Origin of the sequence: Zhihengliuella alba, from assembly GCF_039538765.1 — a bacterium.
Classification (GTDB): domain Bacteria; phylum Actinomycetota; class Actinomycetes; order Actinomycetales; family Micrococcaceae; genus Zhihengliuella; species Zhihengliuella alba.
Genome location: NZ_BAABCJ010000005.1, coordinates 178,755 through 199,135, shown reverse-complemented (window position 1 = coordinate 199,135; position 20,381 = coordinate 178,755). Strand labels below are relative to the sequence as shown.

The following is a 20,381-nucleotide window of genomic DNA, read 5'->3' as shown; positions in this document are numbered from 1 at the left end:
GATCCCGGAAGGCCGGGGTCCCGCTGCTGTGTCCGGAGCATGATCTCCGCCTTCCTGCTCGCCACTGGTCGTTCTACTCGGTGCTGCTCGGCCCCGCTCGGTGCTGCTCGGCCCTGCTCGGCCCCGCTCGGTGCTGCTCGGTGCTAGTGCTCGCCCGCGGTGGACTTGATCGGCACCTCCCGGCCGTCGCAGTCGATCAGCCGGCCGCCCTCGAACCGGTCTCCCTCGGACAGGCACGCGACGTCCTGGTCGGTGACGACCCGGTCGGTCCCGGCGACGAACACGGACTGGTTCTCCGAGTTCCCCTTCTTCACGTGGTTGAACAGGATGTTCAGCAGGATCGCCATGACGGCCGCCGAGCTGATGCCGGAGTGGAAGATCGTGGCGAACCAGGTGGGGAAGTTCTCGTAGAAGTGCGGGGCGGCGATGGGGATCATCCCGAAGCCGATCGACGTCGCCACGATGACCAGGTTCATGTTGTTCCGGTACTCGACCTTGGCGAGGGTCCGGATGCCGCTGGCGGCCACCGTGCCGAAGAGCACCACGCCGGCCCCGCCGAGCACGGGCGTCGGCACCGCAGCGACCACGCGGCCCAGGATGGGCAGCAGGCCGAGGATCACGAGGATCAGGCCGCCGGCGCTGACCACGAACCGGCTCTTGATGCCCGTGATGGCCACGAGGCCGACGTTCTGGGCGAACGCACTCTGGGTGAAGGAGTTGAACACGGGCGAGAGGACCGAGGAGAGCATGTCGGCGCGCAGGCCGTTGCCGATCCGCTTGGAGTCGACCTTGGAGCCGGTGATCTCGCCGACGGCGATGATGTCCGCGGAGGTCTCCGTCAGCGTCACCAGGATGACGATCAGCATGGAGATGATCGCGGCGAGCTCGAACGTCGGAGCGCCGAAGGCGAACGGCGTGGGGAAGGCGACGATCGCGCCCTCGCCGACCTTGGAGAAGTCGGCCATGCCGGTCGCGAGGGCGATGAGCGTGCCGATCACCATGGCCAGCAGGATGGAGAGGCGGGAGATGGCCGCGTTGCCGATCTTGCTCAGGAGGAGCACGACGGCGGTGGTCGCCGCAGCGAGCCCGATATTCGCGACGCTGGCGTAGTCCTCCGCCGAGGAGTTCCCGCCCATGGCCCAGTTGGCCGCGACCGGCATGAGCGTCAGGCCGATGGTGGTGATGACCGTGCCGGTGACGACGGGCGGGAAGAACTTGATGATCTTCGAGAACAGCGGCGTGATGGCCAGGCCCACCAGGGAGGCGACGATCACGGAGCCGAAGACGGACTGGATGCCTCCGCCGCCGTGCACGATCGCGACCATGGTGGAGACGCCCGCGAAGGAGACTCCCTGGACGAGCGGCAGCTGGGAGCCGAAGAACGGGATCCCCACCGTCTGCAGGATGGTGGCGAACCCGCCGACGAACAGGCAGGCCGCGATGAGCAGGCCGATGTCCTGGGCGGACATTCCGGCCGCGGCGCCGACGATCAGCGGCGGTGCGATGATGCCGCCGTACATGGTCAGGACGTGCTGGAAGCCGTAGGCGAACGTGCTGCCCAGGGGCAGCCGCTCGTCCTCGGGGCGGCCGGACGCCGGCCGGTTGCGGGCCGACTCCCGGGAGGCGCGCTGGGAGGCGCTGGTCTTCTTGCTGGTCATGGTGCTGGTCCTGTCTCTGGCCGGCGTCGTCGCCGGACGGTTGAGTGGCCGCGGTGCGTCGTGGGGGTGCGTCGTGAAGAGTGCGTTTCGTTGGGTTCCGTCGGGCGGCTGCGGTGCGATGGGTTCGACTGCGGTGGGTTCGACTGCGATGGGTTCGACTGCGGTGGAGTTCGCTGGATGGGAGATGCGCTGGGGGCTGGTCGGGCATAAAAAAATGAGCCGGCATCGGTTGATGCCAGCTCATTACGACCCTGCCTGCTGCTCCCAGGTTACGTGATCGAGATCACGAGATGTGGATCACAGTAGCCCGCTTCCGGGTCGATGGGAATGCTTTCGGGAAAGTATTTCCATGAACCGGAAGCGGGCTGGGGTGTGGCGGCCGCCGCAGCGGGGCCGGAAGAGACCCTGGACGCCGCCTCACGCACCGGCCACCAGCCGGCGGGCCGCCGCGGAGTGCCGCGCCGCCAGCGCCGGGACGTCCAGCCCGGGGATCGCCCCGTCCACCACGCGCCAGCGGCCACCCACCATGACCCGGTCGGCGCGGTCGGCCCCGCAGAGCAGGAGCGCCGCGAGCGGGTCGTGGCTGCCGGAGAACCGCAGCTCGTCGAGCGTGAACAGCGCCAGATCCGCCTGCAGGCCCGGGGCCAGTTGGCCGAGGTCGGACCGGCCGAGCGCCGCCGCGGAGCCCCGGGTGGCCCACCCGAGCGCCCGCTCCACGGGGACCTGGGCCCCGTAGCGCAGCCGCTGCAGGTAGAGCGCCTGCCGGGCCTCGAGGATCATGTTGGAGGCGTCGTTGGACGCGGACCCGTCCACCCCCAGCCCCACCGGGACGCCCGCGTCCTCCAGCTCGAGCACGCGCGCCGTCCCGGACGCGAGCCGCATGTTGGACGTCGGGCAGTGCGCCACCGCGGTGCCGGCGGCGCCCAGCCGGGCGATCTCGGCGCCGTCGAAGTGGATGCCGTGGCCGAGCCACGTGCGGTCGCCGAGCCAGCCGACGCTCTCCAGGTAGTCGACGGTGCGCAGCCCGAACCGCTGCCGGCAGAACTCCTCCTCGTCCAGTGTCTCGGCGAGGTGCGTGTGGAGCCGGACGTCGTGGCGCTCGGCGAGCGCCGCGCTCTCCGCCATGATCTCGGTGGTCACGGAGAACGGGGAGCAGGGGGCCAGCGCGATCTGGACGAGGGCCCCGTCGCCGGGCTCGTGGTAGGCGCGGATCACCCGCTCGCTGTCGGCGAGGATCGCGTCCGCCCGCTGGACGGTGGAGCGCGGCGGGAGTCCGCCGTCGTCCTCGCCGAGGGACATGGAGCCCCGGGTCAGCGTGGCGCGCATCCCCATCCGGCGCACGACGGCGACCTCGACGTCGATGGCCTCCTGCAGTCCCGCCGGGAAGAGGTAGTGGTGGTCGGCGGCGGTGGTGCAGCCGGAGAGGAGGAGTTCGGCGAGCGCCACCTCCACGGCGAGCTCCAGGTCCTCGGGGGTCAGCCGCGCCCAGACGGGGTAGAGATTCTTCAGCCAGGGGAACAGCGGCGCATCCGCCACCGGCGCCCAGGCCCGCGTGAGGGTCTGGTAGAAGTGGTGGTGCGTGTTGACCAGGCCCGGCAGCAGGACGTGGCGGCCGGCGTCGAACACCTCCTGGCACGGCTGCGCCGGCGCTCCGCCGGCCGGGACCAGCTCGGAGATCCGGCCGTCCGCCACCACGAGGCCGCCCCGGGCGTCGAGCCCGTTGGCAGTGAAGACCGCGAGCGGGTCCTTGATCCAGAGCCGCGACGGGGCGGGATCAGTGAGGGCGTGGGTGCTGGCGTTCATGCGGGGCCTCCTGCACCGATGCGGTGCTCGACGTCGACGGTCGTCGGCGTGGGCCGACGAGCCAGCTCAGTGGGGCCCTGTCTGCTGATCCAGGGGCGCGCTGCCGATCCGGGGACGCAGGCGCGCGGGTCCGGGTCCGCCGCGGCATCGACCGCATGGCCTGCCACGGAGGAGGGACTCGTCCGCTCAGCATAGGCCGTCGTCAGCGCCGGGTGCGACCCAGAATTTCGTAGTGTGGGAAAAAAGTTCCAGAAAACCTATGGCGTGCATCACACACTGGTGCTAATCTCGGTTCTGCCCATGGCGGGCTCCCGGATCCCGGGGCGCTATCTACCAGGCAACTCAACGTTCATCCCCAAGCTGAAGCCTGGTAGCCGCAGCGCCGCAGGATCCTCGACGAAGACCCCCGCTACGGCGCCCCCGGGCTTCCTCAGCACCAAGGAAGTCACACAATGAGTACCACTGAAACCGCCACCTCCTTCCTCGCCACCGCCATCGAGCTGGCGACCGCCAACGCCCTCAACCAGGGCGGCCCGTTCGGCGCCGTCGTCGTCACCGCCGACGGCCATGTGTTCGAGGGAGTCAACCGCGTCACGGCGACCAACGACCCCACGGCGCACGCCGAGGTCACCGCGATCCGCACCGCCTGCGCCGCGCTCGGCACGTTCGATCTGACCGGCGCGACCCTCTACACGAGCTGCGAGCCGTGCCCCATGTGCCTGGCCTCGGCCCTCTGGGCGCGCATCGGCGACGTCGTGTACGCCGCCGACCGCCACGACGCCGCGTCCGGCGGCTTCGACGACGTCGTGTTCTACGAGTACTTCGAGAACGCCGACCGGGACCGCCTGATGCCCGTCCGCAAGCTCGACGGCTCGCCGGAGGACTTCCCGGACGTCAGACAGCCCTTCACCACCTGGAACTCGCTCGAGACGCGGATCGACTACTAGGACCCGGTGGTTGAGATGACCCTCCTCGACAAATCATCGGACTCCGGCCAGCGCCGGACCAGCGGCAAGAGCGCGACCAGCGGCAAGAGCGGGACGGCGTCGTCCCCCTCGACGGCCAGCGCCGTCCCGCCGCCGGGCCCCCTACGGGTGCTGGACGCGTTCTTCGAGATCAGCCGCCGCGGCTCCACGCTGACGCGCGAGTTCCGCGGCGGCGCCGTCACGTTCTTCACCATGGCGTACATCGTCATCCTGAACCCGCTCATCATGGGCGGCTTCTCCCCCGAGAACGCACCGGTCGACGTCGCCGGCGGGTGGCTGCCGGCCGCCCAGGTCGGCGCCGTGACCGGGCTGACCGCCGGCGTGATGACCATCGCCTTCGGGCTGATCGCCAACCTGCCCTTCGGGCTCGCGGCCGGCCTGGGCATCAACTCCTTCCTGGCCGTCTCCGTGATCCAGGACGTCACCTGGCCGGAGGCCATGGGGCTGGTGGTCATCAACGGCGTCCTGATCGTCCTCTTCGGCGTCACCGGCGCCCGGACGGCGATCTTCCGGGCGGTGCCCAAGGAGCTCAAGGCCGCCATCACGGTCGGCATCGGCCTGTTCATCGCCTTCATCGGGTTCGTGGACTCGGGCTTCGTCAGCGCCACCGACGGCGGCCCGCCCGTGCAGCTGGGCACCGACGGCTCCATCTCCAGCGTGCCCACCCTGGTCTTCGTGGCCGGCCTGCTGCTCATGGGCGTGCTCGTAGCCCGTCGCGTGCAGGGTGGCCTGCTGATCGGGATCGTCGCCACCACCGCCCTGGCCGCGGTCGCCGAGGCCGTGCTGCGGCTCGGCCCCGGCGGGGCGGACAACCCGGGCGGTTGGCACCTGAACACCCCGGTGCTCACCGGGCAGCCGATGTCCCTGCCGGACCTGACCCTGGTGGGCGAGTTCGATCTCTTCGGCTCCTTCTCCCGGGTCGGCGCCCTCGCCGCGGTGATGCTGGTCTTCACGCTGGTCTTCACCAACTTCTTCGACGCCATGGGCACCATGACCGGCCTGGCCAAGAGCTCCGGCCTGGCCTACAAGGACGGCACGTTCCCGCGGCTGAAGGCGGCGTTCGTGGTCGAGGGCATCGGGGCCGTGGCCGGCGGTGCGACGTCGGGCTCGTCCAACACGGTCTACATCGACTCGGCCGCCGGGATCGGCGAGGGCGCCCGGACCGGGCTCGCCTCCGTGGTCACCGGGGTCCTGTTCCTGGGCTCCATGTTCTTCACGCCGCTGACCTCGGTGGTGCCCATCGAGGTGGCCGCGGCCGCGCTGGTGGTGGTCGGCGCCATGATGATGGCCCAGATCAAGGAGATCGGCTTCAAGAAGTTCTCGGTGGCCCTGCCGGCGTTCCTGACCATCGTGACGATGCCGCTGAGCTACTCGATCGCCAACGGGATCGGGGTCGGCTTCATCTCGTTCGCCGTGATCAGCGCCGCCTCCGGGCGGGCCCGCAAGGTCCACCCCCTGATGTGGGTGGTCTCCGCCGGGTTCCTGGTCTACTTCGCGCGCGGCCCCATCAACGCTCTGCTCGGCGCCTGAGGCGCCCCGACCACACGGGAGGTGTGCTCCATGCTCGATCTGATGCCCCTGCTCGGCGACTGGCCGCCGACACTCGGCGGACGCCGCTGCGCCGTCGCCACGATCGTCTCGGCCAGCGGCTCCGTGCCGCGCCCGCCGGGGACCTCGATGCTGGTCTCCGAGGACGGCGACGTCCTGGGCAGCCTCTCCGGGGGCTGCATCGAGGGCGCCGTGGTGGAGGCCGCGCTCGAGGTCCTGCACGACGGCGTGAGTCGGCTCGAGCGCTTCGGCTACAGCGCCGACGACGCCTTCGCCGCGGGCCTGACCTGCGGCGGGGAGCTCGAGGTCCATCTGGGGCCGGCGGGCCCCCGCGAGCTCGCCGAGCTGCTGGCCATCGAGTTCGGCGCCGCTGGGCTCGTCCCGGCGGCACCCCAGGCGGGCTCGCGCACCGGGCGGGGACCGGGCTCCCGCATCGGCGCGCCCACCGGATCGCGGCGCGGCGGGGGCGCCGGCGCGCGGGCCGCTGCCGGGGACGCGGGGACCACCGCGGCACCGCTGGCACTGGTGCGCCGCCTGGACGGCCCGGGCGGGGCCGTCGTCGTGCACGACCCCGCCGGATTCCGGACCTCCCGGGCCGCCGAGCTCTCCCGCCTGCTGGGCGGGACTCAGCGGCTGGGCAGGACTCAATTGCTGGGCGGGACTCAGGGGCTCCTGGCCTCGGTGGCCGCGCAGCTGGGGCCCCTCTTGCGCGGCGGGGTGACCGGCCGCGTGGAACTCGCGGTCCCCGGCGAGTGCGAGTCCGGCCCGGTCTCGTTCTTCGTCGAGAGCCGACTCCCCGCGCCGCGGCTGCTGGTGTTCGGCGCCAACGACTTCGGGGCCGCCCTGATCCCGGTGGGGCGCATGCTGGGCTACGAGGTCACGCTCTGCGACGCGCGCCCGGCCTTCGCGGGCCAGGCGCGCTTCCGCGCGGCGGACCACGTGGCCGCGGAGTGGCCGCACCGCTATCTCGCGGAGGAGGCGGCCGCGGGGAGGATCGACGCCCGGACCGCGGTCTGCGTGCTGGGCCACGACCCGAAGTTCGACGTCCCCCTCCTGCGCACCGCCCTGGACCTGGACCTCGCCTACGTGGGGGCCATGGGGTCCCGCCGCAGCCACGGGCAGCGGATCGACGCGCTGCTCTCCGCGGGCACGGCCCCGGAGCGGCTCCTGCGGCTGCACTCGCCGATCGGACTGGACCTCGGGGCGGTCACCCCCGCCGAGGTGGCCGTCTCCATCGCGGCCGAGATCATCGCGGTCCGCGTGGACGCCCCGGCGACCTCCTTGAAGGAGGGCGCCGGGCCGATCCACGCGGACCACCGCCCGGGGCCGTCCCGGTCTCCGCTCGTGACAGCAGCCGCGCGGACCGAAAACGCACCCGGCGCTGCCCTCGCCGACGCTGCACCGCATCCCACCTCCGTCACCGGAGCCGACCGAGAGACCTCACCATGGACCTGAACACGATCGAGGCGGTGGTCCCCACCACGGACCCCGCCGACTGGCGCGACGGCGACGCCTGGCTCGCCGGGGGCACCGTGCTCTTCTCCTACGGCGCCTACGCCTTCGGCCCGCGCCCGCTGCGCCGGCTGCTGGACCTCGGCCGGGCCGGTTGGCCCGCCGTGACGGTGGACGACGACGGGATCGAGCTCGCAGCCACCTGCACCATCGCGGAGCTCTACGCGCTGCCCGGCTCCGAACCGGTCGCCGGACGCGACTGGCCCGGCCTGGAGCTGATCCGGCCCTGCTGCGACTCGTTCGTGGCCTCCTTCAAGATCTGGAACCTCTCCACCGTGGGCGGCAACATCTGCACCTCGCTGCCGGCCGGCCCGATGACCTCGCTCTGCGCGGGGCTCGACGGCGTCGCCACCGTGATCGGCGCCGACGGGGCCGCGCGCACGGTCCCGGTGGCGGAGTTCGTCACCGGGGACGCCCGCAACTGCCTGGGCCCGGGCGAGCTCCTGCGCAGCATCCGCATCCCCGCGGCCGCGCTGGCCTCCAAGGTCGCCTTCCGGCGGCTCTCGCTGAGCAACCTGGGCCGCTCCGGCGCGCTGCTGATCGGCCGGCTCGGCCCGCGGAACGATGCCGACGGCGCCCGGGGCCAGCTGGTCCTCACGGTCACCGCGTCCACCCGGCGGCCCGTGCAACTGAGGTTCCCTGCGGACGCGGCGCCGGACGCCGACCGGCTCGCGGCCGCCGTCGTGCAGTCCATCCCCGCGGAGCTGTACCACGACGACCAGCACGGCCTGCCGGAGTGGCGGCGGGACATGACCCTCCGGCTCGCGGAGGAGCTCCGCGCGGAACTGCTCGGCGAGCACGGGCCGGACGGGACGTTCGCGGTCTCCGGGGACTTCTGGGAGTGCCCGGACGGGACGGGTCGCGCCCACGCGCGGTCGGCCCAGCCCACCACGCAATCCAGCCCGCGGCCGAACGCCCGGCCCAGCGCCCAGCCCCCGACCACGCAGCCGATCCACCGGAAAGAGGCCTGACATGGCCATCGAGATCAATGGGACGCCGGCCGCGGCCGAGCCCCGCCCGGGCCAGTGCCTGCGCACCTTCCTCCGGGAGCAGGGCAGCCTCGGGGTCAAGAAGGGGTGCGACGGCGGAGACTGCGGCGCCTGCACCGTCCACGTGGACGGAACCCCGGTGCACAGCTGCCTCTTCCCGGCCGTCCGCGCCGAGGGCCACGCGGTCACGACCATCGAGGGCCTCGGTGCCGCCACCGGCCACGGCGAGGGCCTCCATCCCGTGCAGGAGCAGTTCCTGGAGGCGCAGGGCTTCCAGTGCGGGTTCTGCACCGCCGGCATGATGATGACGGCCGCCGCCCTGGACGAGGACCAGCGGGCGAACCTGCCCCGCAGCCTCAAGGGCAACCTCTGCCGGTGCACCGGCTACCGGTCCATCGCCGACGCGGTCGGCGGGGCCGTCGGCGGGGCGGACCAGCCCGCCGCGGAGTCCTGCCCGGGCCACACCGAGCCCTCGCCCTCAGCGGGCACCGGCACCGGCACGGGAACCGGCACCGGGAGGATGGGGGACGACGTCCCCGCGCCGGCCGGACACGCCGTCGTCACGGGCACCGCCCGCTACACGCTCGATGTGCCGCCGGAGGACCTCCCGGGTCTGCTGCACCTGAAGGTGCTGCGCTCCCCGCACGCCCACGCCCGCATCCGTTCCATCGACGCATCGGCGGCGCTGGAGATCCCCGGGGTCGTGGCCGTCCTGACGCACCGGGACGCCCCCGCGCAGCTCTTCTCGACCGCCCAGCACGAGATCTACACCGACGATCCGGACGACACTCGGGTGCTCGACGACGTGGTCCGGTTCGTCGGCCAGCGCGTGGCCGCCGTCGTCGCCGAGACCGTCGCCGCCGCCGAGGCCGGCACGCGGGCCGTCGTGGTCGACTACGAGCCGCTCGCGGCCGTGCTCAAGCCCGTTGACGCCCTCGCGCCGGGAGCGCCGGCGCTCCACGGGGACAAGGACGCCGAGGCCGCGCGGGTCGCCCGGCCGCACCGGAACGTGGTGGCGGAGGTGCACTCGGAGCTCGGCGACGTCGACGCTGGGCTCGCCGCCGCCGACGTGGTCCACGAGAGGACCTACCGGACCCAGCGCGTGCAGCACGTGGCCATGGAGACGCACGCGGCGATCGCCTGGGTGGAGCCCGGCGACCGGCTGGTGGTGCGCAGCTCCAGCCAGGTGCCGTTCCTGGTCAAGCGCACACTGGCCCGGGTGTTTGCCCTGCCCGAGGAGCGGATCCGGGTCTTCACCGGCCGGGTCGGCGGCGGATTCGGCGGCAAGCAGGAGGTCCTGACCGAGGACCTGGTGGCCCTGGCGGCTCTCAAGCTCGGCCGGCCGGTCCAGCTGGAGCTGACCCGGACCGAGCAGCTCACCGCAACCACCACCCGGCACCCCTTCGAGATCCGGCTCAAGGCCGGTGCCAGCCGCGACGGGCGCCTCACCGCCCTGCAGCTGGACGTCGTCACGGACGCCGGCGCCTACGGCAACCACTCCCCCGGCGTCATGTTCCACGGCTGCGGCGAGTCGCTGGCCGTCTACAACTGCGCCAACAAGCGCGTGGACGCGCAGGCGGTCTACACCAACACGGTGCCCTCGGGCGCGTTCCGCGGCTATGGGCTGAGCCAGATGATCTTCGCGATCGAGTCCGCCGTGGACGAGCTCGCGGCGGGGATCGGGATGGATCCGCTCGAGTTCCGCGCCCGGAACATGGTCCGCCCGGGCGACCGCATGCTCTCCACCCATCCGGACCCGGAGGAGGACGTGCACTACGGCAGCTACGGGCTGGACCAGTGCATCGAACTGGTCCGCGACGCCCTGGAACGGGGCGCCGAGCGCTTCCGCGACGCCGGGCTGGAGGACCCCGGCCCCGGCTGGGTGGTCGGGACCGGGACGGCCCTGTCCATGATCGACACGGTCCCGCCGCGCGGCCACTACGCGCACACGCGCCTGCGGCTGCTGCCGGACGGCGGGTACGCCGCCGCCGTCGGGACCGCCGAGTTCGGCAACGGGACCACCACGGTGCACGCCCAGCTCGCCGCCACGGCGCTGGGCACCGCGGCGTCCCGGGTGGCGGTCCGGCAGTCGGACACCGATCTCGTGGAGCACGATACGGGCGCGTTCGGCTCGGCCGGGACGGTGGTCGCCGGGCAGGCGACCCTCCTGGCCGCCCAGGAGCTGGCCCGCCGCATCCGGTCCGCGGCCGCTGCGGTCGGCGGTGTCCCGGAGGAGGACTGCCAGCTGGACGGCGACGCCGTCGTCCTGGCCGGGGACCCCTCCCGGCGCCTGCCGCTGGCGGAGCTGTACGACGCCGCGGCCCGGCTCGGTCTCGACCTCGCGGCGGAGGGCCGCTGGGGCGGGACGCCGCGCTCGGTGGCGTTCAACGTCCACGGGTTCCGGGTGGCCGTGAACACGGGGACCGGGGAGCTGCGCGTCCTGCAGAGCGTGCAGGCCGCCGACGCCGGCGTGGTGGTGAATCCGCGCCAGTGCCGCGGCCAGATCGAGGGCGGGATCGCGCAGGCCCTGGGGGCCGCCCTCTACGAGGAGGTGCTGATCGACGGGACCGGGCGGGTCACCACGGACATCCTGCGGCAGTACCACATCCCGTCCTTCGCGGACGTCCCGCGCAGCGAGGTGTACTTCGCGGACACCAACGACGAGCTGGGCCCGCTGGGCGCCAAGTCGATGAGCGAGAGCCCGTTCAACCCGGTGGCACCGGCCCTGGCCAACGCCATCCGGAACGCCACCGGCGTGCGGTTCGCCCAACTGCCGATCACGCGGGACCGGATCTACCTGGCCCTGAAGGCGCGGGCGGCCGAGGGTGCCCCCGCAGCGAGCGAGGAGGCGCCCTCGGCGGCGGGGCTGATCGGAGCGGCCGGCTGACGCATGGTGCCGTCGGTCGGTGGCGCCTCGTCCGAGCGGCTCATTCGGGCGAGTACTCGAACACGAACCCTATCGGGGTTCTGTCCACGACATAGTCGCGGTTCGGGCTCCAGCGTGTGAAGGCTGCCTCGTCGAGCAGCCGCGCGATGGCATCGACCAACCGATCGTGAAGATGTCTGCCACTCCACAGCGCCCACATCTGGCTGTTCTCGCCGCTGACCCAGGTGCCCGTTGATGTATGGACCTCCAGCCGGAAGTCATCGTCGGCGACTTGAAAGAGGACGAGGTTGAAGCCCTCTCCCTCGATTCCTAGACACTGCGCTCCTTCCCCGGCCAGAGCAGCTGCCTCGTGCCAGGAACGGACATGCAGGGCCGGGAACATGGAGGCGAGTCGACGCTCCATGTAGTTCGGACCGCTCATCTCTCCCTCTCATCAGTGCCGCGGTGAACCATCGCGGGGTGGCCGACGTCGAGCTGTGGGCACTGGATCACCTCGTCGAGTTCGCCCTGATGCTCCGCCGCCATGGCGAGGAGTGCTCTCACGTCGATCAAGAACACGACGAGCGCTGCCCCGCAGATCAGGCAGAACGCGACCCCCAGAACGACGCCGGGGCCCCCGATGCCCACGACGAACAGAAGATGCAGCATGGTGAGGGCGGGTAGCAGTGCGGCTCCGGCCACCGCATAGATGATGGCCCCGACCGACTTGATCGCCCTCGTCGCGAAGAACTGTCCTCGGCTAACGAGGGACAGCAGGCGCCAAACCACCACCAGGGCGACCTGCCAGCAGAGCAGCGAGAGGATGCCCGCCACCGAGTACGGCGCCACGAGATGGCTGACTTCTTCGAAGGGTCCGCCCAGCTTCTCCGCCGCGAACGGGATCAGGATCTGCGCGGTGAGCACAGCCGCGAGCAAAAGGATGAGGACGGCTCGAAGGGGCAGGACCAGCGACTTGTTCACATATCGAGCATCATTCGATTGAGATTGAAAGTCAATAGACGAAGGCGGGCGTCCGATATCCGTGGTCCGAGCTAGCGAGGAACGCGGCCTCGTTATCCCGCAGCCGGCGCACACACTCGACCAGTCCCTGCTCACCCAGAGATGTCAAGGAACACGGCTTGCGGCGGCGACGCTCGATTAACGCGTGCGGCCCCAGGCGATGAGCCCGGGGCCGTGCATGCTTCCGTCTCGTTGGGAGGGCCGGAAGCCGTCTCCGAGCGTACGAACAGGGTCCCTCCCTAGGTCACTCCCCCAATCTGAACAGCGCTCGACGCTCACATGTGCACGGCAAGAGCTCCTCCGCTCCGCTGCTTTTCCCGCACACAGGTGGACGCCGGGGCTCCGCCTGACCGCCTGCACACCCCCGCCAGGGCACCGAGCCGTCGAGAGATTATCGCCCGCCGCCAGCTGGCGTGCACGGTCTCGAAACGCCATTGGTCACTGCCGGCCAGGCCCCATGCTCCAAGCCGCAGCGCAGCCGGCTCACCTGACCCCGCGGCCGGTTTCTTCTTCCACGGACGGGCGACTGCACGGGCAGTCCGGTCAGGTGGCGCCGCGATCTAGTACCCGCGCGGGGCCGTGTCCCGAAAGGGCCTTCCTGGCCTTGACCACCGAGTACCGCGGGCAAGCCCGGCCTACCAGGGCCACGCCGCACCGGAAGAAAGAACCCAAGAAAACTAGGAAAATATCTAGCTAAGAAACCAGAAAACTGACCGGCCGACTAATGTTCAACCGAATGTGGCTTCGTAACTGACAGGAGTCAGTTACGAAGCCACATTCGGAAGTCAATTCTGAGCTATTTAAACACCGGCCTGTGCAGTTTCTCGCTGATGCTTCCTCATTGCCCTAGCCAGAAACAGTCCTACAGCGGATCCGACGCCAGCCCAAATTACATCGTCAACGCTTGCAACACGGCTGGCGGCGAAAGCATATTGGAGAACCTCCACAAGAACGGCCATCCCCAAGCAGAAGCCGACGATACGGCCTGGCTTGTCTGTTGCAAATTGGAGGAGGAATCCCCCAATTAGGAACATGAGGCAGTTTGCGGCGACCTCAAAAAGTACAGAATTGCCCACTCCCAAATCGCTGCCACCAAAGGACGCAAAGGGCACGAGTGACAGGGCTCGTCCTGGCTCCATCCCCCAAGCCTGCGGATACAGCGTGACAAGGAACACGCCGACTAACCACGAGGAAGTCGCCCATAGCCAGAGCATCTTCGTTCTAACTTTTCTCCGCGCACGTAGGGCCGGAATGTAAGTTAGAACAATTACGACGGCCAATACCAGAATCACCACAAGGAATATCGGTATTACATGGCCAAAAGATCTAAAGAGATTCGTCATAGGAGGCCGCTCTTACTATTTCAGGGGTAGGTGACACTACCGGAAAGGTTCAGCGTGGCCCCATCATTGGGTCGGGACAAGTAGAAACGGAATGTTCCACGTTCCATTCCTGTCCACGAGCTCGTCTGGGCGCCGCCACAGACGTATGATTTCCTGCCCTTGCTCTCCCAGCCATTCCAATTCTTCCGCTGAAGGGTTATACTGTAGCCCTTCTGGTAGTTCCCACCGGGACAAATCGCGCTGGCCTTAATCTTAGTGGTGCCGGCTGACTGGGTCCATTCGCGGGATGTGACCGACACCTTGATGCTTGCATTCCAGGTGAAACTTCCGGCTGCGTGAGCGGGAGCAGCTCCAAGCACCAGCGACACACAGAGTACAAGGAGCGCCAACAGGGAACCCCTCTTGCGAACGGGCGTAGGCGACGATGCAGTTTTCAGGGGTTCTCCCAACTCAGATACGGATCACGAGGCTCTCTGAACAGAGGCCCGGCCCCGACTATACTCCATTTTCCATCTATACAAAATATTTAGACCTCTTGGTTGAGTTATAGCGGTCTGGTGCGCATGTGCGATTGCGACTCTGGGTGGTTGGTGCGGCCGCGGTTAGGCCGCAAGAGAGAAGTGCGTCCGCATCTTGGAGTGCGCACAGTCCCCCTCAATACCCGACTGCCCCCGATGACAGCAAATAAATATTTATTTACGTCCATACTTGTGGCCCCAGTGGGCGACGATGGCCTGCTCGAGCGCCTCATAGATTTTGAGGTTCTCCTCGAGTTTGACCCGATTGAGGATGTACCGGACGTCGGGGTCGATCGCTGTCGTGAACGGCTCGCGGCGGACCTTCGCAGCTGGCGCGGATGCAGGGGCGGGCGCCGGGGCCGGCTCGATGGGGTCCACGTTGGCGTCGTGGGCCGGCCTCGGGCGGCGCTTGCCTGGCTCGGGGCGGTCTGGGCGGTTGTCGGCGGACATTAGTCGATGACCTTTCGTGCGATCTCGGTGTAGGCGTCGAGGACGATCTGCCCCTTGCGGTAGTTGCCGTACCACTCCCCCGCCGAGCGGGTCTCCTGGACGATGGTCCGCTCGGGGACCAGGGGTGTGATGAGCATGCCCGTCTCCCTCAGCTCCTCGACCGACGCTGTGATGGCCCGGGGAGTGATGTTGGCGTAGTACGCGATCGTGATCCCAGCACCACCGGCACCGCTGTTCGCCGCCGTCGTCCCCGTCGCCGGCGCATCCGCCGCCGGGATCGCGGTCATCCTCCCGAGCGTGTCGATCGTGTAACCGCTGCCCGTGGACCGATCAGCCGCATCCCAGGCCCAGTTCCTCGCACTGGTGGTGGGGCTGGCCGTGGTGAGACCGCTGGTAGTGGTCAGTCCGGTCCGATTGCCGTTCGCGTCGAACGCGTAGGCGCGCTTCTGATCGCTCACGTGATCGGTGACGCTGGCGAGCCGGTCGACCTGATCGTAGGTGTAGGTACGCTCGTACGCGCCGGTGCCGTCGGGTTCGCCGAGTTCTGGGGCGAGCCCGTCCGGGCTGGCCTCAGCGGCGATCTTGCCATCGGCCCGGTAGGCCAGGCTCCAAGAGACCCAGTCCCCGGTGGCGGTGGTGGTGCCGGTGGTGACGGCGCCGCGGTAGGTCAGGTCGGTGACCCGTCCGGCGGTGTCGTAGGAGCGGACTTGGCTGATCCCGCCGGGCATGGTCTGGGTGGTGAGGTTCCCGGCGCCGTCGTAGGCGGCGGTGTAGGTGCCGGTGGTGCCGGTGGTGCCGGCGGCGCCGTGGTTGCTGATGACCATCTTGGTCGGCAGGGAACGGTACTCGCTGGTGCCGTGCCCTGTGGCCGCCCCGTACCAGTACTCGGTGCTGCCGTGCGGGGTGGTGACCTTCAACGGTTCAGCCGGCCGCGAAGCATCTGCAATCGCTACGAAATATCGAGGCTCCGGTGCCGCCGCCGCTGGGCTCGTCGCAGCAGGAGGCTTCAATCCAGATGGTGTAAGTCCTCAGCAGTGTCGACGTCGTCGTCCGAGCCGAGGTCCGAGCAGTCGACGACGTCGATCAGCTCGGGATGGGCGCGCAGGAAATCGCGGGCGCCGGCGTCCCCGGTCGCCGACTCGGCCGCGGCGCGCTTGAGCGACGCGTCGAGGACGAGCGGGTGGCCCCGGCGGAGCTCACCGTCCCTGCCGCGGTAGCCGGCCGCGGTGACGCGTCCCGGTCGGTGCGCGCCGAGGAGGCGTTCGACGATCGCGGCGCCCACGCCCGGCTGGTCCACGAGCGCGACCAGGACGTGGTGGTCCGCAGGCGTCGAAGCCAGACCTACCTGGAGGGAGCCGCCCATGCCGTTCCGCCACCGCGGGTTCTCGACGAGGTTGCAGTCATGAAGCCCGGGCAGCCGCCGGACCTCTTCCGCCCCTGCCCCTAGCACCACGGTCACCTCCGCGCAGCCGCCGGCCCGGAGCTCGCCGGCGAGCGCCTCCACGAGCGTGCGCCCGCGGAACGGAAGCAGCGCCTTGGGCCCACGGCCGAGCCGAGTGCCGGCACCGGCGGCCAGGAGGAGGCCGGTGGTGGGTGCGGGCGAAGTGTGCATGAGATCACCCTAGGCAGAAAAAGGCCCGCTCGATCGCCGCGACGGCGCCGTCGTGCCGGCGAGACTCCGGGAGACCGCCGACCTCGGCAGGGAATGGGCAGTCCGCGGTCAGGTTCTTCCCAGTCAGACGCACTATCGTCGTAGACACCTCATGAAGGTGCGAGTGATGAGGCGAAGGCCCCCAGCCAGTGGTTGGGGGCCTTCGTTTGTGCTCGGTCAGCTGCCCGAGGGGCCGTTCAGGAGAGCAGACGCCCCCACCGCGGATCCAGCCCCTCGGCGCCGGCGAGCTTCAGGCAGTGCCACAGCGTCACCGCCACGGAGTCGAGGACCGGGACCCCGGTCTCCGCCTCCAGCCGTTCCACCGCCGGAGCCCCGTAGAGGTTGGTGCACAGGTACACCAACGCGTCCGGCCCCTCGGCGGCGAGCTCGCGGGAGACCGGCAGCAGATCCTCGGGGGCGACCCGGGCGAACGACTCGTTGTCGCTGAGTCCCCAGTGCCGCTCCCCCACCACCTCGAGGCCCTCCCGCGCATAGGCCTCGGCCACGGCGCTATTCACGTCCCGCGTGTACGGGGTGACCAGTCCCATCCGGCGCAGCCCGAACTCCGCGAATGCCTCCAGGTAGGCCAGGGTCGACGTCGTCGCGGGGATGCCGGTCGCGGCCGTGATCTCGGCCGCGATAGCGCGGTCGTGGTCCGGTCCCAGCCACGATCCGGACGTGCCGTTCCACGCGATGACGTCCACGTCCGCCGTCGCGAGCAGCTCCGCGGCCGCGCGCATCCCCGCGACGTCGAACTGCTGGTCGGAGCCGGAGTCCAGCGCGATGCGCGTGACCGGGATGCGGCTGCTGTGCACCGTCACGTCGGCCCGGTCCGCCAGCATCCGGTAGGTCTGCGGCTCCAAGCAGGTGTTCGACGAGGGGACGATCATGCCGATCCGCCGCGGCCGGGCCGCGCTGATCGGGCCGGGCGCCTCCGTCGCCGACGACGTCGTCGTCTCGGAATTCGTCGTCTCGGTACTCGTGGCGCCGGTACTCGTAGTGCGCGTGCTCTCGGTCTCCAGGGTGCGGTTCATCGGGTGCTCCTCGCTGCGTGGGATTCGGTGGCCGGGGCGCCGAGCGGGCCCCAGGAGAGGGCCTCGCTCAGCGGCGCCTGCTCCAGGACGCGGCCGGCGGGCCCGGGATCGTGGAAGCCGTCGCGGTCGAGCACCACGCGGCCCCCCGCGACGACGGCGGTGGGCCAGCCGCGGAGCCTGAGCCCCTCGAACGGCGAGAAGTCCGTGCCCATGTGCAGCGCCGCGCCGTCCACCGCGCGGACCGCCGCCGGATCGACGAGCACCAGGTCGGCGTCGTACCCCGGGGCCACGGCGCCCTTGCCGCGCAGGCCGTTGAGGCGTGCGGGCGCGGCCGCGAACACGGACACGAAGTCCTCCAGTCCGTCCAGGCCCTCCCCCACCATCTGCGTGAACGTCACCGGCAGGCGGGTCTCCACGCCGGGCAGCCCGTGGGGCATCTGGCGGATGTCGTCGGTGTGCTCGCGCTTCTGGTCCAGGCTGTAGCAGGAGTGGTCGGACGCCACGGTGTCCACGGCGCCGCCGAGCAGGCGCTCGCGGAGCCCCGCGACCGTCTCCGGATCCCGCATGGGCGGGCAGCACGCGTAGAACTCCGGCAGCGGGCCCGCGTAGACGCTGCTGTCCAGGGCCACGTAGTGCGGGCACGTCTCGGAGAACGCCGCCTGGCCGCCGAGCCGGGCCGCGGTCACCAGGTCCACCGCCCCCGGCGTGGACTGGTGCACGAAGTACACGCCGGCGCCCGTGTACTCGGCGAGCGCCAGCACCTCCCGGACGGAGGCCTCCTCGGCGAGCTCCGGGCGGGTCCGCGGCAGCTCGGCGATCCCGATCTCCCCGGCGTCGGCGTGGCGCTGGGTGCAGTCCACGATGATCTCGTCGTGCTCGGCGTGCACGTAGGCCAGTCCATCCAGCCGCGCCATCTCCCGCAGCGTGCGCAGGACGGTGTCGCCGTCGGCCATGGTGGTGCCGCGGTTGGTGGTGTAGAGCTTCACCGAGCGGATGCCGCGCGCGGCCAGCTCCTCGAGCTGCCCGGGCACGGTCTCGTCCCACTCGACCACGGACGCGTGCAGCGCGACGTCGCAGCGGGCCGCTGCGGCCAGGTCCAGCTTGCCGAGCGCGGCCGCCAGCGGGGTCTCGCCCGCGTGGGCCGGGATGCCGAAGTCCAGGACGGTGGTGGTGCCGCCGTGCAGGGCGGCGGTTGTGGTGGTCGCGTAGTCGTCGAGCGTCGTGTAGGGCCCGGTGGTCTGGGCGATGTGGCAGTGCCCGTCGACGCCGCCGGGCATCACCACTAGGCCCGTCGCGTCGATCACTCGGGCGGCCTCGGGGACGGGCTGCCCGGCGTCGACCACATCGGCGATGCGCCCGCCGTCCACCACCACGTGGGCGACGCGGCGTCCGTCCGCGTTGGCGACGAGCCCGTGGGCGAGGACGAGGTCCGCGCTCATGCCGTCGCCCCGGCGGCAGCGGTGACGGGTGCGGTTGCGGGTGCGGCTGCGGGCGCGGCTGCGGCGGGGGCCGCCGTCGCGGTGTCCGCGCCCGCGGCCTGGCGCGCGGCCAGGTGCGCGTCGAGCCCGGCGCTCAGGCCGGCCCGCGGCTTCGGCGGCGGGCACGCGTAGGACCCGGCGCGGTGCGTGCCGCAGGCCAGGCCGGCGACGGCCTCGGCGAGGCGGACTCCGGCGGAGATCCCGTCCACCACGGGGACCGGGATCCGGTGCGCCACCTCGCGCGCCAGCCCCGCCAGCGGCGCCCCGGCGAGGATGACGACGTCGGCCCCGTCCTCCTGCACCGCCCGGTTGGCGAGCTCCACCAGGGTCTCGGCGAAGTCCTGCTGGACGGTGCCGATGCCGTTCAGCTCCTCCTTGATGCTGTGGATCGAGGCCAGGCGGGCGCCGAAGCCGAACCGCTCCACGCAGTCCCGGTACCAAGCGGTGATCCGCGGGGAGATGGCGATGATGGAGAAGCGCGAGCCCTGCAGGGCCGCCGCGCACAACGCGGCCTCGGTGATCCCGAGGACGGGGACGTCGGCGAGCTCCTTCAGCGCGGGCATGCCGGGGTCGCCGAACGCGGCGACGACGACGGCGTCCGGGCGGGCGTCGTCGTCGTTCTGGAAGGCGTCGGCGACGACCTCGGCGACGGCGCCGGCGGCGATGAGCGACTCGAGGCGGGTCTCGATGTACTGGACGCCGTGCGGGGCGGTGCGGACGTCGAGCCGGGTGTCCGGGCCGGCGCTGCGGGCGGCCTCGGCCCGGATGAGGTCGGTGACCTCGTCGCTGGTGTTCGGGTTGACGATCAGAAGTCTCATGGGGTTCCTGTCCGGGTGAGAGCGGCGTGGAGGCCGGGGAACTGGGTGCGGTACTTGGCGACGTGGCAGGCCGATTCGAGACCGGCCCGGTCCGGGTCGCCGCTGGCGATGGCCAGCAGGAGGCGGCGGTGCTCGGCGATCAGCTCGGCGAGATCGTCCGCGTGGCGGAAGAGCCAGTGCATGCGGCCCTGGAGCGGCTCGAGCGCGTTGCGCAGCAGCTCGTTGTCGCAGATGCGGGTGACGGCGTCGTGGAACTCGGAGTTGGCCCGGCGGGCCTCGTCGGCCGCGCCGCGCGCCAGGTGGGCCTCGGCGTCGGACAGGAGGCGCTCCAGCGCCGCCAGCTCGTCCTCCGTGGCCCGCTCGGCGGCGAGGCGGCAGGCCAGGACCTCCAGCGCCTCGCGCATGTCGAAGAGGTCGCGGACGTCCTTCTCCGTCAGGCCGGCGACCACGGAGCCGCGCGTCGCCTTCTCGGCGACCAGGCCCTCCTGGCGGAGCATCCGCAGGGCCTCCCGCACCGGCAGGCGCGAGACGTTGAACTCGGCGGCGAGGTCTCGTTCCACCAGCCGGGCGCCCGGCTGGTAGTCGCCCTCGAAGATCCGCTGGCGCAGCGCATCGCGCACCTGCTCCCGGAGCGGCCGGCTGCGGGCCGCGGCGTCGCCGGTGCTGTGCATGGTTCCTCCTGAGGGGTGGTGGTTCGGACCGGGAGG

The 20,381-nt window shown here is 70.8% G+C and carries 17 protein-coding genes; 5 read left to right on the top strand and 12 right to left on the bottom strand.

Annotation, left to right across the window (positions count from 1 at the left end; translation table 11 throughout):
- Positions 1–143: 143 nt before the first annotated feature.
- Both ABD784_RS10505 and ABD784_RS10500 read right to left on the bottom strand, forming a co-directional pair.
- A complete protein-coding gene (locus ABD784_RS10505; RefSeq protein WP_344884047.1) occupies positions 144–1,658 on the bottom strand; it encodes a nucleobase:cation symporter-2 family protein in 1,515 nt (504 codons plus the stop codon).
- Positions 1,659–2,075: 417 nt separating this feature from the next.
- A complete protein-coding gene (locus tag ABD784_RS10500) occupies positions 2,076–3,461 on the bottom strand; it encodes an 8-oxoguanine deaminase (protein ID WP_344884044.1) in 1,386 nt (461 codons plus the stop codon).
- A gap of 452 nt (positions 3,462–3,913) precedes the next feature.
- Here ABD784_RS10500 and ABD784_RS10495 point away from each other — a divergent pair, with 452 nt between their 5' ends.
- The 5 genes from ABD784_RS10495 to ABD784_RS10475 are packed head-to-tail and all read left to right on the top strand — an operon-like array spanning position 3,914 to position 11,383.
- Entirely contained in the window at positions 3,914–4,408 is a 495-nt protein-coding gene (locus ABD784_RS10495) for a nucleoside deaminase (RefSeq protein WP_344884041.1), read from the top strand.
- Between the two features lie 15 nt (positions 4,409–4,423).
- Positions 4,424–5,977 (top strand): NCS2 family permease, encoded by a 1,554-nt coding sequence (locus ABD784_RS10490; RefSeq protein WP_344884629.1) that lies wholly within the window; start codon positions 4,424–4,426, stop codon positions 5,975–5,977.
- 30 nt (positions 5,978–6,007) lie between these two features.
- Positions 6,008–7,450, top strand: coding sequence for an XdhC family protein (locus ABD784_RS10485; protein ID WP_344884039.1), 1,443 nt, complete (start codon positions 6,008–6,010; stop codon positions 7,448–7,450).
- Positions 7,441–8,478, top strand: coding sequence for an FAD binding domain-containing protein (locus ABD784_RS10480; RefSeq protein WP_344884036.1), 1,038 nt, complete (start codon positions 7,441–7,443; stop codon positions 8,476–8,478). Before ABD784_RS10485 ends, ABD784_RS10480 begins: the two co-directional genes overlap by 10 nt.
- 1 nt (position 8,479) lies before the next feature.
- Positions 8,480–11,383 (top strand): molybdopterin-dependent oxidoreductase, encoded by a 2,904-nt coding sequence (locus tag ABD784_RS10475; RefSeq protein ID WP_344884033.1) that lies wholly within the window; start codon positions 8,480–8,482, stop codon positions 11,381–11,383.
- Between the two features lie 40 nt (positions 11,384–11,423).
- Here the strand turns inward: ABD784_RS10475 and ABD784_RS10470 are convergent, their stop codons facing one another.
- The 10 genes from ABD784_RS10470 to ABD784_RS10430 form a co-directional block, all read right to left on the bottom strand.
- Entirely contained in the window at positions 11,424–11,804 is a 381-nt protein-coding gene (locus ABD784_RS10470) for a hypothetical protein (protein ID WP_344884030.1), read from the bottom strand.
- A complete protein-coding gene (locus ABD784_RS10465) occupies positions 11,801–12,343 on the bottom strand; it encodes a DUF2975 domain-containing protein (protein ID WP_344884027.1) in 543 nt (180 codons plus the stop codon). Before ABD784_RS10465 ends, ABD784_RS10470 begins: the two co-directional genes overlap by 4 nt.
- Positions 12,344–13,182: 839 nt before the next feature.
- Positions 13,183–13,596, bottom strand: coding sequence for a VanZ family protein (locus tag ABD784_RS14345; RefSeq protein ID WP_425582973.1), 414 nt, complete (start codon positions 13,594–13,596; stop codon positions 13,183–13,185).
- A gap of 821 nt (positions 13,597–14,417) precedes the next feature.
- A complete protein-coding gene (locus ABD784_RS10460; protein WP_344884025.1) occupies positions 14,418–14,693 on the bottom strand; it encodes a hypothetical protein in 276 nt (91 codons plus the stop codon).
- A complete protein-coding gene (locus ABD784_RS10455; RefSeq protein WP_344884023.1) occupies positions 14,693–15,610 on the bottom strand; it encodes a hypothetical protein in 918 nt (305 codons plus the stop codon). Before ABD784_RS10455 ends, ABD784_RS10460 begins: the two co-directional genes overlap by 1 nt.
- An 89-nt stretch (positions 15,611–15,699) precedes the next feature.
- A complete protein-coding gene (nboR, locus tag ABD784_RS10450) occupies positions 15,700–16,305 on the bottom strand; it encodes a nicotine blue oxidoreductase (protein WP_344884020.1) in 606 nt (201 codons plus the stop codon).
- Positions 16,306–16,541: 236 nt separating this feature from the next.
- Positions 16,542–17,378: a maleate cis-trans isomerase family protein gene (locus tag ABD784_RS10445; protein WP_344884017.1), complete on the bottom strand. Its 837-nt coding sequence runs from the start codon at positions 17,376–17,378 to the stop codon at positions 16,542–16,544.
- Complete coding sequence (locus ABD784_RS10440; RefSeq protein WP_344884014.1) at positions 17,375–18,817, bottom strand: dihydroorotase; 1,443 nt, start codon at positions 18,815–18,817, stop codon at positions 17,375–17,377. The genes ABD784_RS10445 and ABD784_RS10440 overlap by 4 nt, the downstream gene beginning before the upstream one ends.
- The gene (locus ABD784_RS10435) at positions 18,814–19,674 is read right to left on the bottom strand and encodes an aspartate/glutamate racemase family protein (protein ID WP_344884011.1); all 861 of its coding nucleotides are present in this window, start codon (positions 19,672–19,674) and stop codon (positions 18,814–18,816) included. The genes ABD784_RS10440 and ABD784_RS10435 overlap by 4 nt, the downstream gene beginning before the upstream one ends.
- On the bottom strand, positions 19,671–20,345 hold the full coding sequence (locus tag ABD784_RS10430) for a GntR family transcriptional regulator (protein ID WP_344884008.1): 675 nt from the start codon (positions 20,343–20,345) through the stop codon (positions 19,671–19,673). Before ABD784_RS10430 ends, ABD784_RS10435 begins: the two co-directional genes overlap by 4 nt.
- Between the last annotated feature and the right edge of the window lie 36 nt (positions 20,346–20,381).

Coding starts and splice junctions, on each gene's coding strand:
- ABD784_RS10505 (WP_344884047.1), bottom strand. CDS start 1,658: ATGACCAGCAAGAAGACCAGCGCCTCCCAGCGCGCCTCCCGGGAGTCG.
- ABD784_RS10500 (WP_344884044.1), bottom strand. CDS start 3,461: ATGAACGCCAGCACCCACGCCCTCACTGATCCCGCCCCGTCGCGGCTC.
- ABD784_RS10495 (WP_344884041.1), top strand. CDS start 3,914: ATGAGTACCACTGAAACCGCCACCTCCTTCCTCGCCACCGCCATCGAG.
- ABD784_RS10490 (WP_344884629.1), top strand. CDS start 4,424: ATGACCCTCCTCGACAAATCATCGGACTCCGGCCAGCGCCGGACCAGC.
- ABD784_RS10485 (WP_344884039.1), top strand. CDS start 6,008: ATGCTCGATCTGATGCCCCTGCTCGGCGACTGGCCGCCGACACTCGGC.
- ABD784_RS10480 (WP_344884036.1), top strand. CDS start 7,441: ATGGACCTGAACACGATCGAGGCGGTGGTCCCCACCACGGACCCCGCC.
- ABD784_RS10475 (WP_344884033.1), top strand. CDS start 8,480: ATGGCCATCGAGATCAATGGGACGCCGGCCGCGGCCGAGCCCCGCCCG.
- ABD784_RS10470 (WP_344884030.1), bottom strand. CDS start 11,804: ATGAGCGGTCCGAACTACATGGAGCGTCGACTCGCCTCCATGTTCCCG.
- ABD784_RS14345 (WP_425582973.1), bottom strand. CDS start 13,596: ATGCTCTGGCTATGGGCGACTTCCTCGTGGTTAGTCGGCGTGTTCCTT.
- ABD784_RS10460 (WP_344884025.1), bottom strand. CDS start 14,693: ATGTCCGCCGACAACCGCCCAGACCGCCCCGAGCCAGGCAAGCGCCGC.
- nboR (WP_344884020.1), bottom strand. CDS start 16,305: ATGCACACTTCGCCCGCACCCACCACCGGCCTCCTCCTGGCCGCCGGT.
- ABD784_RS10445 (WP_344884017.1), bottom strand. CDS start 17,378: ATGAACCGCACCCTGGAGACCGAGAGCACGCGCACTACGAGTACCGGC.
- ABD784_RS10440 (WP_344884014.1), bottom strand. CDS start 18,817: ATGAGCGCGGACCTCGTCCTCGCCCACGGGCTCGTCGCCAACGCGGAC.
- ABD784_RS10435 (WP_344884011.1), bottom strand. CDS start 19,674: ATGAGACTTCTGATCGTCAACCCGAACACCAGCGACGAGGTCACCGAC.
- ABD784_RS10430 (WP_344884008.1), bottom strand. CDS start 20,345: ATGCACAGCACCGGCGACGCCGCGGCCCGCAGCCGGCCGCTCCGGGAG.